The 14,820-nt window shown below is 49.6% G+C and carries 10 protein-coding genes; 1 reads left to right on the forward strand and 9 read right to left on the reverse strand.

Features of this window, described 5'->3' with window-relative positions; genetic code table 11:
* Positions 1 to 6: 6 nt before the first annotated feature.
* From ACE3MZ_RS22760 to rlmN, 6 genes are all read right to left on the reverse strand, one after another.
* A complete protein-coding gene (locus ACE3MZ_RS22760; RefSeq protein WP_411344348.1) occupies positions 7 to 1,500 on the reverse strand; it encodes a response regulator in 1,494 nt (497 codons plus the stop codon).
* Positions 1,493 to 3,301 (reverse strand): sensor histidine kinase, encoded by a 1,809-nt coding sequence (locus ACE3MZ_RS22765; RefSeq protein WP_411344349.1) that lies wholly within the window; start codon positions 3,299 to 3,301, stop codon positions 1,493 to 1,495. Before ACE3MZ_RS22765 ends, ACE3MZ_RS22760 begins: the two co-directional genes overlap by 8 nt.
* A gap of 261 nt (positions 3,302 to 3,562) precedes the next feature.
* Positions 3,563 to 4,213, reverse strand: a complete 651-nt coding sequence (locus tag ACE3MZ_RS22770) for a hypothetical protein (RefSeq protein ID WP_411344350.1) — start codon at positions 4,211 to 4,213, stop codon at positions 3,563 to 3,565.
* Entirely contained in the window at positions 4,197 to 4,964 is a 768-nt protein-coding gene (locus ACE3MZ_RS22775) for an ImmA/IrrE family metallo-endopeptidase (protein WP_411344351.1), read from the reverse strand. The genes ACE3MZ_RS22770 and ACE3MZ_RS22775 overlap by 17 nt, the downstream gene beginning before the upstream one ends.
* Positions 4,957 to 5,295, reverse strand: coding sequence for a helix-turn-helix domain-containing protein (locus ACE3MZ_RS22780; RefSeq protein WP_411344352.1), 339 nt, complete (start codon positions 5,293 to 5,295; stop codon positions 4,957 to 4,959). The genes ACE3MZ_RS22775 and ACE3MZ_RS22780 overlap by 8 nt, the downstream gene beginning before the upstream one ends.
* A 270-nt stretch (positions 5,296 to 5,565) precedes the next feature.
* Complete coding sequence (rlmN, locus tag ACE3MZ_RS22785) at positions 5,566 to 6,663, reverse strand: 23S rRNA (adenine(2503)-C(2))-methyltransferase RlmN (protein ID WP_411344353.1); 1,098 nt, start codon at positions 6,661 to 6,663, stop codon at positions 5,566 to 5,568.
* A 425-nt stretch (positions 6,664 to 7,088) separates the two neighbouring features.
* On the opposite strand from rlmN, the gene ACE3MZ_RS22790 reads away from it, so the two are divergent.
* Positions 7,089 to 8,492, forward strand: coding sequence for an amino acid permease (locus ACE3MZ_RS22790; RefSeq protein WP_411344354.1), 1,404 nt, complete (start codon positions 7,089 to 7,091; stop codon positions 8,490 to 8,492).
* A gap of 217 nt (positions 8,493 to 8,709) precedes the next feature.
* Here ACE3MZ_RS22790 and ACE3MZ_RS22795 read toward each other — a convergent pair whose 3' ends face one another.
* The 3 genes from ACE3MZ_RS22795 to ACE3MZ_RS22805 all read right to left on the reverse strand — a co-directional run bounded on the left by ACE3MZ_RS22795 (position 8,710) and on the right by ACE3MZ_RS22805 (position 14,581).
* Positions 8,710 to 9,489 (reverse strand): cyclase family protein, encoded by a 780-nt coding sequence (locus ACE3MZ_RS22795; protein WP_411344355.1) that lies wholly within the window; start codon positions 9,487 to 9,489, stop codon positions 8,710 to 8,712.
* A 397-nt stretch (positions 9,490 to 9,886) separates the two neighbouring features.
* A complete protein-coding gene (locus ACE3MZ_RS22800; RefSeq protein ID WP_411344356.1) occupies positions 9,887 to 13,318 on the reverse strand; it encodes a discoidin domain-containing protein in 3,432 nt (1,143 codons plus the stop codon).
* A gap of 135 nt (positions 13,319 to 13,453) precedes the next feature.
* Positions 13,454 to 14,581: a hypothetical protein gene (locus ACE3MZ_RS22805; RefSeq protein WP_411344357.1), complete on the reverse strand. Its 1,128-nt coding sequence runs from the start codon at positions 14,579 to 14,581 to the stop codon at positions 13,454 to 13,456.
* Positions 14,582 to 14,820: the final 239 nt, after the last annotated feature.

A 14,820-nucleotide genomic window follows, 5' to 3' on the forward strand; every position in this document is an offset into this window, starting at 1 on the left:
TTGTGTTTAGGTGAGAGGTGGCAAAGTTATGCCTGTTTTGACTTTTTTCGGTGAGATGCCGTAACGCTTTTTGAATAGCCGATTAAAATAAAACGGATCGTGGATGCCGACTTCAGCAGCGGCTTCTTTGACCAGCATATTGCCAGAAGATAACAGCTCACAGGCGCGATCCATGCGAATATCGTTGAGACAGGTGAGGATGCTTTTGCCTGTTTCGGCTTTGAAGATGGAGCATAGATACGCTTCGGACAAATGAACACTGGCGGCAATTTCCGGCAGATGGATGCGCTCGGCGTAGTGCTGCTGTAGATAGCTCACCACTTGCCGCACCTCGGCACGCCATTGGGTAGCAGGTAGATGGTTAGGTATCGATGACGTGTGAGCATCCACCTGCGTATCCGCCGATTCGTCTTCAACATCAACAGATGGATCATTGGATACGTTACCGGATAGATGATTGGATAGATGGCTAAGTTGGTCGTTGGTATTGCTCGATGTACTGTAGTGGCTCCACTCCACCGTTGGATCAGAGGCACGCGTATGTGATGCTTGCGGCTGCACTTTTGATGCTTCCAGCACGGCATCACCTGATAAACTCCCGTGTTCTGTAGCCTCCTGTGAGTGTAAACATCGCTGGAATTGCCCTACCACGCTCTCAACTTCCACTGTGCCAGTTGCATAGAGGACATGCAGCCGCACATTGTAATACATACCAACCATACTGACAAAGCGCTCCAACAACTGTTGCAACATACCATCTAACTCACTACCGGCAGTGATCATCGCCACCAGCGACGTGTCCGTTATATTCGCCAACAGTACCTGTTCTCCAGCAAACAATTCCTGCAACAAACGCGTAAATGGCTGCACCAATCCGGCTTCGGCGATGGGATCATGCGGCGCTTCCGGCAGAGAGATGAACAATGTTACTAGACGAGAAGCTGAATAACCATTCCACAATTGCTCACAGTCGTGTTCCATTTGTTCTGTTTGAGCAGCTGTATAGCGTTCGCCAGATGGTACATTCACCAATTCATTCAGCAGTCTGGCAAATATGTGCTGCTTTTGCTCCACTGAATGCTCCTCATTAGCTGTGAACAGACGATCTGTGCGCTGGGGGCGCTGGTCAAGCTTGGTCACCATTTCACGCAGTACATCCATAAAGTTGTCCGCGTTCATCGTCAGTTTCAGCACATAATCGTGCGCACCTTGCTTGAGCGCCTCACGTACCAGTTCAAAATCGTTGTAATTGCTCAACACTAGAATCTCGCCTTCGTACCCGCTGGCACGCAGCTGTTTGATCAATTGGATGCCGTCCAGCTCAGGCATCTTGATATCTGTAATGACAATATCGACATCAGTGGATGACAGCATCTCTAGCGCAGAGCGTCCGTTGGCACACGAACCGGCATACTGCAAGCGGCTATCTTCCCAGCGGATTAGCGTTTGTACCGCATGACGCACGATCAGTTCATCATCAACAATCAGCACATTATACATACTGGGTTTCCTCCTTACTCTGTATGGGCAGCCGAATGACGGTGCGAGTTCCCTGATTCAGCTTGCTGTCGGTGCGCAGCCCGTATGCTTCGCCATAATGCAGCACGATGCGTTCATGCACATTGCCGATGCCGATGCCGGATAATCGCTCATCTGCTTCCTGTGCCGCCGCTACAATTACCGGATCAAAGCCGCACCCATCGTCCGCAATCACAATCACGAGTTCATCATGTTCCATCGACACATTCACTGTAATATGCAGTCGCCCATTGCCATCGCCGCCGTGCAGAATGGAATTTTCCACAATCGGCTGCAAAATAAACTTGGGCACAAGACACTGCTGCGTGCCTGGCTGCAAATGAATATGCAGTTCAAACGAATCGCCATACCGAATGCGCTGGATATTACCGTAATGCTGCACATTGTCCGCTTCCCGGGATAGCGGTATGTATTCTTCACGCATCAGAATCGTATTGCGCAGCAGCTCGGACAACGAACCGATCCCTTCAGTCAGCGATGGATTGCCGCTTAACATCGCGCTCCATTTGAGCGAATTGAGCGTATTGAACAGAAAATGCGGATTGATCTGTGCTTGCAGCATCTTCAGCTCCATTTCGCGCTTGGCATGCTGCTCGGTTTGCACTTGCCGAATCAACGTTTGTAACCGCCCAACCATGCTGTAAATGGTCAAAGTCAACCGCTGCATCTCATCGGGATGCGCATAATGGACAATCGGCGTATCTAGCCGTCCGCGATCCACTCGTTTGGCAAAAATCAACAGCGATCGCATCGGCGAGCTGATACTCACATAAATCCACATCGCTACCAATCCCGCCGCGAGCAGCGTCAGCAGGCAAAACCAGATCACATTCAATCGCAGCCCATACAATTCGGATACGATAAACGAGCGTGGAATCAAGCCGACCAGATACCAGTCTGCCGACTGAATATACGAACTCGTCACGAGCGCCTGCTGCCCGTCCAGCTTGGCTTCAAACGGCGTTGCATTGTGCTGACGACGGTCGGTCACGACCTGCTGTGCAATCTCGGGATGAAATGTATCCCCCGGCGCGATATTGTCCATGGACGAGGACACAACCTGCCCTGCACTGTTGGTCATATACAGACTGCTGCCTTCGCCAAGGCTGACCGATTGGTACATATTGCGGGCGAATACCTTTTCGTCAAAGCTGATCACGAGATAACCCAGCTGCACATTCAAATTGTCTTCGGAATAAATTTTACGGGTAAGTGCCAGTACCGGTGTGCCGCGGTTAGAGCGGAGATACGACCAGTAGGCGTTATAGGGGGAGCCGGTCGTGCGTGACATCGCCGTCGCCAGCTGATCGCCCGGATACCACTGGTAGCCGAGATCAAAAAACGAGGAGCCGCCATTGGTCAGAATCACGACGCTGGACAGATTGCTCAGACTGAAAATCTGTTGCCCAAGCTGATTGCGGATACGGGTTTGCAGTTGATTTTTGTCATAATCGGTGAGGCGGTCATAGCGGGATAGCCCGTCTTGAATCGTACTATTAATAATAATATTCTCGCTGAGCGTCTCGTACTGCTCCAGCTCACGCGAAATGTTGCGGGATAGCTGATCCAGCGTCTGGGTGGACGTGGCGCTGATCTTGGCAGTTGTGGATGCTTCATAAATCTGATTGGAATACAGGGCGACAATCCCCACCGGCAGAATCGAAGTAATGAGAAAAGCCGCCAGCAGGCGGTGCTTGATCGATAACCGTCGTAATATCAGAGAAGACTGGCGCAGCCAGGCAAAACCGGAATCCGCAGACAAGACCTCACATCCTTTGATGTCGCTTTTTGTACTATCTTAGCAGAATTTTACGTTTGCGCAGCAGACAAGTTTGTAACTAATCACGCAAAAAAGCCACCAGCGATGTCGCGCGGTGGCTTAGGGCTATACGCAGTAAGGGAATAGACGATATGGATCATTGTGCGTCTACAGTTCTCTGTGTACCAATTACTTTTGATCATTTATCCTATCAAGCTACTATGTACTTACTTTACAGTTAGTTCTTCAAACAAATATAAACATCTATTCCAAAGCTTGCAACCGTTGATCCAATCGCCTTAGTTTCTGACGCTGCCGATTCGGTTCATCTGTCTGAATACTACATTTGAAAAACTTTCGAACGTTACTACGTTCTGCCACTTGATGACGCACTACATAGTAGCAAAAGTCCTCCAGTGTATCATGCAGCAGCAACTCCGGCTCTCCTTCTCCACCAGTAAATATGGTCAACTGCCGATCCGCAATCACCTCACCAATATCATAATCATTGCTACAAATAATCCGAGCATAGAGTAATAATGCCGCTGCTATTGAATCTTTTTCGCCTAGATCGGTAGTGCCTTTTACCATTCTACCTTGCGCTTGTTTCTTGATATTTAATTGGCGAAAAGCTGCGTCCATCTCGTGTACATACTGCTCATATAGCATATACCCTTCATCAGATACATGCTGCGGATTATCTGGATCAAATAGTTGCCAGTATCCCTGCCTGATCATTTGTAGCGCCGCTGAACGTGCAGGGTCGATCAACAATTCACTCAACACGGTAGCATGGATATAAATGTGATCATACAGTGTGTTGATCCAGCCAATCACATCATATGTATGAAAACTAGCTGCCAGCATAATGATATTACTATCCAAAAAGACTTTGCCTTCACGCTTCATCGTCATTCTCCACATCCTGTTGAAATTGCTGAAGCTGCTCAGATGCGAGCTTCTGGTATTGTGCCGCTTGATCTGGCGATGTATGTGCCAATTTGGACGCAGCGGTCAAATAATCAGCGGTATGTTCACGAATACGCTGCTCCATCACCTGCTCATATGCGTGAAAGCGACTCAGATGCTGCGCAACATCTAGCGGACTTCGTGGATAATTCAGATGCTGACGCAACTGTATCCACTGTGCTTCCTTCCAATCGATCCACTCATGATTGCGTATCAATTTGAGTTCTAGTAGTCGTTTAGCAACAGCTTGATAGGGCATACATGATAGATCAGCGATAAGCAGGATCTGCTTTTGGATATCTGTATCCTTTTGTAGACGTCCCCAGAGCATTCGCATCAGCGGCTCAGGCAGCATCAATGCAGCGGCAAAACGATCTGCTACCTGCTCCTGATCTACATGCTCGTCCAGCACATTGCCCAGATCCAATACATGCCACAGTTCATGCGCAGCGGTAAAATACCGTAACCGCAGTGAATCATTTGTATTCAAGGCTACAAAGGTCTGCCCAGATGGATAAACGATAGTCGCCCCGTGATAATCTGCATCATCTACATCCTGATACACGACAGAAGCCAACTCACTCAGCTTCAACTCAATACCCGATCCGATAAAAATATCAGCGCCAAAATAATCATGTAATACCTGTCCGGCAAAAGCTTCACCAATACGTTCCACCGACAAAGAGGATCTATTCATACATAGCCACACAATCTTCCACCGCTAGTAACAGCTGGCGCAGATGGCGCTTGGCAATACGAGAATCAGCTTTGCCGCGCAGATTTAATGTGTATTGTCCATGATGTTGCTCCAATGGCACTGCTGTTTCCAATTGCTGACGTGGCATTTCCATAGCAATAGCAAGCCGATCGAACACATCATCCTGAAGCTTACGTTGTCCGGTTAAAATATGTCCCAGCAGCGATTTGCTAATACTAGCTTTCGTCGCCAGTGTTTGAATAGACATATGATGATCTTTCATCCAATTACGGATATTGTGTACAACGACTGCCGATTTGTTTGTCGTCATAATTGATCCACCTCACTTCGATTACTAACACAGAAATACTACAACATAGAACCATGTATTACGCTTCGTTTCTACACTCCAATTATATAATAAACGCAAATATTTTTGTAGACGTCTACAAAAAATGAAATAAAAAAGCACTCTCATTCAGATTGTACTGAACAGAGTGCTTCTTCAAAAACTCGCAAAAACGATATATTCTACATTCTATCTATTGACTGACATCATCAAAACAATGCTGCAATATCGATCAATTGTTGAACGCTTTGCTTATCCACTAACTAGCGTGGTCGAACCATTGTCTCGACTGCGCTCGGCTTTTTTCATCTGCTTGCTGCGCAGTTGACCGCAGGCGGCGTCGATGTCGGTGCCGTGTTCCATGCGGATCGTGCAGTTGATGCCGTTCTTTTTCAATACATCGTAAAAAGCGAGAATGTCTTCCTGCTTGCTACGCTGGTACTGGCTATGCTCGTCGACCGGGTTGTACGGGATCAGGTTGACGCTGGTCATCTGCTTTTTGTCCGCCAGCAGAGCTGCCAGTTCGTGCGCCTGCTCCACCTGATCGTTCACGCCTTGCAGCAGAATGTACTCCATCATGATGCGGCGGTTGGTCTTTTGCAAATAATAGTTTACCGCATCCATCAACTGTTCCAATGGGAAGGCGCGGTTGATCTTCATAATGCGCGTGCGCAGCTCATTGTTCGGTGCATGCAGCGACAGCGCCAGATTCACAAGCAGATCGCTGTCGGCGAATTCGCGGATTTTGTCCGGCAATCCGCTGGTAGAAACGGTAATGCGCTTCGGTGCGATAACGAGACCTTTTTGGTCTTTGACGATATTGATAAAGTTGACCATATTCTCAAAGTTATCAAACGGCTCACCAATGCCCATCACGACGATATGCGTCACAAGTTTGCCTTCGCCCTGCGCATCCAGATGCTGCTGCACTTTCATGATCTGCTCCACGATCTCACCCGCATTCAGATCACGGCTCTTCTTAATCAGACCACTAGCGCAAAAACTGCATCCGATATTACAGCCAACCTGTGTCGTCACGCAAACAGATTGTCCGTATTTCTGGCGCATCAGCACCGTTTCGATCAGATTGCCGTCCTGCAAGCGCAGCAAGAATTTGACCGTACCGTCAGCCGATTCCTGCTTCACATGCTCTTGCATCGTACGCATGCTGAAATGCTCAGCCAGTAGCTCGCGAATTTCTGCACGTACGTCCATGTCTTCAAATTGGTCTACCCGCTTCTTGTACAGGCTATCCCACACCTGCACCGAACGCGAGCGTTTATGTCCATGCTGCTCCAGCCAATCTGCCAGCTGAACCATCGTTAATCCGTATATGGATGGTTTATTCATTGTCATGTCCTCTTTTCCGTTACCCGCGGTGTCGCCTGTGTACAGCTTGACCGTTCGGGTACATATGTCCTTCCACTGCTCATGTATATGCAAAATTCACCCGATTGTCACAATAAAACGCAGTACAGGTCTAGCCCTTATTGCAGCCAGACCCATACCGCTCATGCCCTCTATTGTCCCAAAATTCGTACATGAAAACAATAGAAAACGTACAATTCATGTCTCAAATTTTAGAAAGTTCACGGATTTTCACAAAAAACGCTCTTTCGCTTTACCAGAGAAAAGTGTATAGTAGAAAACTGTCATATGTTTTACAAAGCTGCTATGGATGTCACAGATCATGTGAACGTACAGCAGAATGCTCCCATTTATAGGATGATAGCATAAATATACACGCTTGCATGAAGTGGAAGGAGTTTGAATAGATGAGTAACAATCGAGTAGGATTCTGGATTCTGACCGCGCTGGTCGTCGGCAATATGGTCGGCTCCGGGATCTTTATGCTGCCGCGTTCGCTGGCGGCGGTATCCAATCCGGCAGGTACGGTGCTGGCATGGAGCATTACCGGATTCGGCGTGCTGATGCTGGCGCTCGTATTCGGCAATCTGGCACTGCGCAAACCAGAATTGAGCGGCGGACCGCAAATTTATGCCAAAGAGCTGTTTCCGAACAGCCCTGTATTGTCATTGCTATCCGGCTTTATGTCCTCTTGGGGATATTGGGTCGGTAATGTGGCGGGCTTTGTGGCGGTCATTACGACCTTTTCCAGTTATCTGTCTACCTTTATCCCGGCGATGAAGAGCAGTGCCATATGGTTCAGTATCGGGTCGCTGGATATTAAAACTGGCAATGCACTGAACTTTATCGTCTGCTCGCTGCTGCTGTGGGCAACGCATGCGTTAGCATTACGCGGGATCGAGGGCGCTGGCAAAATGAATTTGCTCGCTACCGCGACCAAGGTTATCGGATTCGCGCTGTTTATCGTGATCGCCCTGTTTGCTTTTCAGGAAGCGAATATCGGTCCGTTCAATGCTCCACATCTGGATGATGACGGACAAACGGTCGGACTGCTATCGCAGGTGAATGGTGCGGCGGTTGTAACGTTATGGGCGTTCATCGGGGTAGAATCGGCGATGGTATTCGCTGCCCGTGCTAAACGCAAGCAGGATGTGGCACGCGCGACTATCGTCGGTCTGATCATCGCGCTGGCGCTGTATGTAGGGATTAGTATCCTAACGATGGGATTACTGCCGGGCGATCAATTGCAGCAATCGCAAAATCCGCTTGTCGATGCGATGGCAGCAGTAATGGGACCGACTGGCGGTTATTTGCTAGCGGGACTGGGACTAATTAGTCTGATCGGCTCCACCATCGGCTGGGTGCTGCTCAGTGCGGAAGTGCCGTATGAAGCGGCGCGTCAGGGTGTATTCCTACGTCCGTTCCGCGATGTGAATGGGAAAGGCATGCCGCGATTGTCACTGTGGATCTCCAATATCCTCGGTCAGCTGCTGATCTTCTCCACTATCTCCGGCTCGATCTCGCAGGCATTTGATTTTATTATCGCGATTGCGACGCTGGCGTATCTGGTACCGTATCTGATCTCCGCGCTGTATCAGCTGCGTCTGGTCATTACGGGCGAGAGCTACGGTGTGCAGGACAGTCGTGTACGCGATGGGATCATCGCGGCGCTGGCGACGATCTACTCGGTATGGGTGATCTACGCCGGAACGGCAGATTGGAAAACGTTCTGGTTCGGCGTGCTACTGATTGTGAGCGGGATTGTGTTTTATCCGCTGTTGCTCAAGCAGTTGCGGACGAGTAACGCGTAATACATGTATACACGCAGTTCTTCTGACAAGCATATAATCGTCACGTTTGTAGTGTAATTCATTCTATTCTATTGTATTGCAAAACCCGCCAAATTAAGGGGATTCACCTTGATCTGGCGGGTTTTTTGGGATGTGTTCGGAGAATGACAATATCCAGATAGACAACCAATAGTCTAACATTCGTTGCCTACCATTCTGTATGCTCACCAAGCAGATATCAATCTTCCAACAACGCCACCGGCCTTGCCCAGCCTGCTGACGCTTTATGTATTTTCACCGGAAACGACATCACCTGAAATCCGTTCGGTGGTAGCTGATCCAGATTCGCCAGTTTCTCGATCTGACAATATGGAATCGTACTGCCAGCATAATGTCCTTCCCAGATGATCGACGGGTCTTGTTCCTCCGCATAACGACGGGCGGTATGACTGAACGGCGCATCCCAGCTCCACGCGTCCGTGCCGACCAATCGTACCCCGCGCTCTGTCAAATACAGCGTCGCTTCGCGCCCGATACCGCAACCACGAAGCATAAAATCATCCTCCCCATATCGCTCACCCGCAGACGTATTCACCAGCACCACATCGCCCGGTTGTAGCTCATGACCGATGCGTGCCAGCTCTTGCTCCACATCCTGTGCATGAACCACATATCCATCCGGGAAATGGCGAAAATCCAGCTTCACACCCGGTCCGTAAAACCAGTCCAGCGGAATCTCGTCAATTGTCATCATCGGCTGCCCATCGTTAGTCACCGAGCGATAATGGTACGGTGCATCTACATGCGTGCCCACATGAGTCGTTACACGTAGCTGCTCAATTGCCCAGCCTTCCTGTCCCGGTAAGTCCTGCACGTCCAAGCCTGGAAAACCAGCTGCCAGCTGCTGTGCACCTTGTTTATGGTCGATGTAATCGATCTCCGGCAATCCGTTGGGCGGGTCAGAAGCGATGCCCGTTTGTAGCGTGACTGACAGGTCGATCAGACGTTTCTTGTTCATACATAATCCCTCCAGTTGATCATTGCATTGGGCTTCGATGGCACGGCTGTGTCTGTTGTATCTATGATATATTCGTCTATATCCTGATTGTAGACATCGAGTCACTGACAAGCAAGTTGGCTTCTTTTAAAGTTCAGTAAAGCGTGATAGCCAAGCATGCAGGAATAATTATAGTGGTTGGTGGTTGGTGGTTGGTGGTTGGTGGTTGGTGGTTGGTGGTTGGTGGTTGGTGGTTGGTGGTTGGTGGTTGGTGGTTGGTGGTTGGTGGTTGCCAAATGGTATCTGAGAATAAAAATATGTAAATACCCCGATTGATCCTACATTCTCCGCCCATGGCGCAGTTGAAGGATAGATCGGGGTATACTGGCTGCTTATGATTCCAAGAAAACATACCTCATCAATGCGTGACTGTCACGGTCAGTGGCTCGCTGGATGTCGCACCGGCGGCGTTTACCAGCTCTGCCGTGTATACATAGTCACCCGGCGCTTTGCCAGATATGCCGGAGATGGCGCTTTGCGCCTGTGGTGTGGCTGCTTTTAGCTCTTGTTTGTCCACGAGTTTGCCGTTTTCGTATAGTCGGTATTCGGTCGCATTCGTTCCCCACCACAGATTCGTGTTCAGCTGGTAATTACCGTCACCGTCCCAATTGTCGCTGGACAGTACTGGCTTACCGGGTGCTGCATCGGTCACATTGACTGTCAGCGGCTGGCTTTTGGTCGTGCCATAGCTATTAGTCAGCTCCAGCGCATACGTATACGAGCCATTGGCTTTACCGGAAAAGGATTGGCTGAACTGCTGAGCAGAGGGCGAATGATCGCTCAGTTTGCCAGTGGATATACGTTTGTCATTTTCGTACAACGTATAAGTGGAGCCATTATTGCCCCACCACATATTCATTTGTACTTGATAATCGCCGCCGTGTAGTCCATTGTCATTGCCGCTATTGCTGGACAGGACGGGCGTTCCCGGAACCCCGGAAGCCAGCGGGGTTTCCGCTGGCGGTTGGGTTGGCTGGGATTCGACGACCTGATGCAGTTGGCTGGTTGCTGTATCCAGATCGCTTTGCTGGATCGAGTCATTTCCAGAGCCAGGCACGGTACGATTGGCTTTATCCAGTACGGCTTGTGCATCGGCGATTGCCTGTTCTAATGTGCTAGTTTGCTCCAGCTTGCGAGCGGAAGCAATTTCATGTTCCAATTCGGTCGAGTCGATGATCGTTAGAGCGATTTTGATCGTGGCACCGGACGCAAATTCTAGCTGCAATCCAGATTTGCCAATAGCACGGCTGTTCAGGAAGCTGTTCGTTACGGTGTACGCATTGCCGGAAACGGTGTAATCCGTGTCCTTGTCCAGACTGCCCAGCACATTGCCTTCGGTGCCGATATAACGAATGCCAGTCAGGGTATCACCGTCGTCGTTGAGTGTCCAACTGACGACATTATTGGTGCTGCCCGCCAGTGAAGCATTTTTATCATACGTGGCGGCAGTAACCGATGTAGTCGGCTGCTTAACCGGACCACCGGTGCTGTTGTTGTACACCTGAATCTCGGTCATCGTCGGTGTCCATTGCTCGGTCGCCTTTTGCTTCGTAATATGCAGACGCAGCTTGCTACTAGTAATAGAACCGAAGTCCTTCAGGCTCACATCATGCCCCATACCGTTGCTTTGTGTCACAAATGTTGTCCAGCTATCCGACGTAGCGTCATACTGTTGTAGCTCATATTCTGCAATACGTGCATTGGTGCCACTATCGGTAAATTCGTCCAAATATACCTCGTCAAAGGTCGTCGGTTGTCCAAAGTCGATCGTAATATCGATCGGATAGCTCATCTGATCCGGGTCGGCACTTGCCCAGCGGGTCGATTTTTTGCCATCGACTAGATTGTCTGCGCCCAATCCCGGTGCCGGGTGGGTCGTGCTGGCAGTGATCGACTTGCCAAGTGCTAGATTGGTGCGCCCTTCCGAGCCTTCATTTTCAATCGGATTGGTATCGACTGGAGATTGTACTTTGTTACCAATCGGTGCTTCGTAGATACCGATGTCCATGTTGTCGCCATAATACAGATGGTTATTGAAGAAATCGGCAGTACCCACATGGACGTTATATCGTCCAGCATCGATCAGCGGCGATGTGTCTTTCAGTTTAAAATTAGCTGCCGAATCTAAGATATTCAATACGCCATTGCCACGTTTGTAATCGAGCGGGTTCGCGACAAATTGCGGATCGGCTTGCACTGCGTGCTTATCCTGCGGCTGTTGCGCGGAATGCACGCCGCCTGCTTCATAGTACGCATTGTTGGAGAAGACGGCATTGTTGAGTGCCCCGTCCTTGCGATACCATTTGGTCGGCTCGGATGTGGACGTGTTATAGAAGACGTTGTTCAGGAAATAGACGGTATCCTTGAACACTTCGTCATGGAACCAATCCATTTTGGACGCATCGTATACGAATACATTGTTTACGAAATAGGTCGGTGAATAGTTGGTGGATAGCATGTTTTTCACAATGACGCCGTTGTCGTTCACGCTCAGATTGTAGCGTGCAACCGAATTGGAGCTATTGCCCATATACGCCATCCAACCAGCGGCATTGTCGTGAGAATAGTTATACTGATACGTCACGTTGAAGTTGGTATATTCCAAATCCCACGGGGTACCGTCATATTCGCCGTATGGTCCACCGTATACTTCGTTGTACTGCATAACTGAATCGGCACCTGCCCACAGATACAATCCGCAGGACACTGCGTTGTAGCGCTGCAAATATCCGTTGATCTCGTTATATTCGACCGTCATATTTTTGGCGTTAGCGAGCTGGATCGCACCTTGCCCAATATTCTCGGCATAGTTGTGCCCGATGTACACGTCGCGGCTGTACAGATCGCGGTTACGTACCCATAGCTGCTCCCAGCCTTCGTGGTATTTGCCAGTTTCGTCATATTCGCCAGCACTGCTGTCACGGTCGTAAAACCAATTGAAGGCAAATTCAATCGCATGCAGCTCCGTTTTGGCGAAACGGTTATTTTCGATGCGCACATCTTTGAAATAGTAGGCGCTTTTGTCGTAATCTTTGTAGCTCTTCTCGCCGAATACTTGGAAGACGATGCCGCCGTAATGGATATTTTGCCAGTCGGTCGGGCCGTCGATGTCATGGATATAGTTGTCGCTAATGCGGAAATAGTCCATAATTTTGTCGGTGCCTTGCAGCAGATCTGCATTGATGGAAATGGAGATGCCGTCGCGAACGACCGATTTCGTTTTGGCGGAGACGTTGATGTCGGTATTGAAATCATCGTCGTTGGACAGCTCCAGATTGTGGATTGCCCAGTACTGCTGATTACGCAGCACGACCGCGCCGGTCAGACCGATCTTGTTCTTATCTTTGACAAAGGTGCCGCCGGTATATGTGACTGGATTGTTCACCTTGCCATTGGTGGCGATATACGGCTTGCCAAGCGCAGCATCGCCGTAACGGTCGATGGTGATCGGTTTACCGTCACTGCCGGAGCCTTTGGGCCAGAGCTGCTGATCTTGCCACACTTCGCCGGATTTTAGCAAAATGCGGTCGCCCGGCTGAAAGGTTGTGGCGCTTGCTTTGCTCAGCGTCTGCCATGCCGTATCTGGGGATGTACCGTTGTTGGTATCTTTACCACCAGTTGCATCCAGATAGTAGTCAGTGCCGCCATACGGATTGGGCAGATTGCCTGCTAGCTCGGTGGATGACGATGCTGCCGGAACGGTCTGGGCAGCGGATGTATGTACCGGAAACCAAGGTAACAACAATAACACAAGCAACAGGTGAATATACGATTTATACGCTGTAAGCATAATCAACCTCCAGTATTCAACTTGTATTTCAGGGCATTGCGTACAGGTAGATGCTGTATTTCTCGAAGGAAGCATCATGAGATCCACAGTACGGAATGAACAAGGGCAATGGGAATGAATGAAGCAACAGATAACTCAGCTAAACGATGCCAGTACCGTATGCAGCTGATCCGGGTACAGCGTTACTGCCAGCTGTTGCTGCTGATGCTGGATATACGCATCCAGTCGCTGTTCCTGCAACGTTGCGGCAATTTGTACTTTGTACGTTTGCAGCGCCGCCTGCTTGTCGACTGCGGTATGATCCAGACGGTACACTTCGAACCCTTTGGACGTCTCGATCAGAATCGGAGCCTTTGTATCGGTAGCCGTTTGCAATTGATTGATCAGCTCATTGTTATACGATGCCTGTGAAATACTGCCCTCTGGCGAAAGGGTCACTTTTTCCGAATCATGCACGCCATATTTCTGTTGCAGCTGTACAAAACTTAATCGCTGCATATCAGCGTACAGGTTCGGTTGCAGATTCGCCTTGTGCTGCTGATCGGCAGGCACGGTCAATCGGGTCAGCTCATACTTGGATACCCCAGCTGTCCAATCTTCTGGATGCTGGTCAAAATACTGCTGCACCTCGTCATCGCTCACATACAGCGGATCACCGTCTTGCTGACCAAGCCGCTTCTTCAGTTCGGTTCGCAGCGCAGTAAGTAGATGGGAATAATACGATTCCGGGGTAAAAGAGGACAGCCCGTACACGATGTTACCGCTGGCGATATCCTGCGCGCGGCGCTGATTCTCCTGCTCCATATCGGCGGTGATGTCGGCGTAGCTGATGCCGCCGATCAGACCTTGCTTTTGCGCGGTGAGCAGCAGGGCCTTGTCTCGCTTGATCTCATCCAGCGCCCGCTGTTGCAGCAGTTGCAGTGGGCTTTGCCCATTTTGCTGAATAGTCCAGTCCTGTGCTGTTAAGATCTGCCCGTGACGCTGTTGCCATTCATTTTGCACCTGAGAACGCAATTGCCGCATATAAAAGGACAATTCCTGATCGGTCACCTCGGAGCCGTTGATGACTGCCACTTTGCTGCTGGCATTATCCAGCGCGCGTACCGTCAACACAACCGTCAATAGCAGTACGGCGCTCAGAATGGTGGCGACGATGATTCCTGAGCGACCTTTTTTGCGTGATGCAGTCAATCTGGTCTGCTTACCCGTAGTAGTTGGAGCGGTTGCCCGCTTCGGTCGGGTGCGAACCGACTTGTTCCCCATGTTCATCCCTCCGTTGTGAATTGTCGTGATGATGGTAACGACATTGCCATATCATACGTGAGCCGTTCCCGTTGCCGCAGGTTGATTGACATGCAACGAGCGGATACCTTCATTATACGAACTCGGCGTTGTTGAAAATTTCAATTTATTGCTCTGAATTTTAGGTTTATTGCTTTAAAAAGTGCTTCATCTGCAATAAAATGTGAACCAATAGGTCGCTATATGTCAGCATACAAGTC

The organism is Paenibacillus sp. WLX1005 (assembly GCF_046603685.1).
GTDB lineage: Bacteria > Bacillota > Bacilli > Paenibacillales > Paenibacillaceae > Saccharibacillus.

Excerpts from the sequence above, each read along its gene's own strand:
- rlmN (WP_411344353.1), bottom strand. The coding sequence starts at position 6,663 with ATGAATAAACCATCCATATACGGATTAACGATGGTTCAGCTGGCAGAT.
- ACE3MZ_RS22790 (WP_411344354.1), top strand. The coding sequence starts at position 7,089 with ATGAGTAACAATCGAGTAGGATTCTGGATTCTGACCGCGCTGGTCGTC.
- ACE3MZ_RS22805 (WP_411344357.1), bottom strand. The coding sequence starts at position 14,581 with ATGGGGAACAAGTCGGTTCGCACCCGACCGAAGCGGGCAACCGCTCCA.
- ACE3MZ_RS22800 (WP_411344356.1), bottom strand. The coding sequence starts at position 13,318 with ATGCTTACAGCGTATAAATCGTATATTCACCTGTTGCTTGTGTTATTG.
- ACE3MZ_RS22770 (WP_411344350.1), bottom strand. The coding sequence starts at position 4,213 with ATGACGATGAAGCGTGAAGGCAAAGTCTTTTTGGATAGTAATATCATT.
- ACE3MZ_RS22775 (WP_411344351.1), bottom strand. The coding sequence starts at position 4,964 with ATGAATAGATCCTCTTTGTCGGTGGAACGTATTGGTGAAGCTTTTGCC.
- ACE3MZ_RS22760 (WP_411344348.1), bottom strand. The coding sequence starts at position 1,500 with ATGTATAATGTGCTGATTGTTGATGATGAACTGATCGTGCGTCATGCG.
- ACE3MZ_RS22780 (WP_411344352.1), bottom strand. The coding sequence starts at position 5,295 with ATGACGACAAACAAATCGGCAGTCGTTGTACACAATATCCGTAATTGG.
- ACE3MZ_RS22795 (WP_411344355.1), bottom strand. The coding sequence starts at position 9,489 with ATGAACAAGAAACGTCTGATCGACCTGTCAGTCACGCTACAAACGGGC.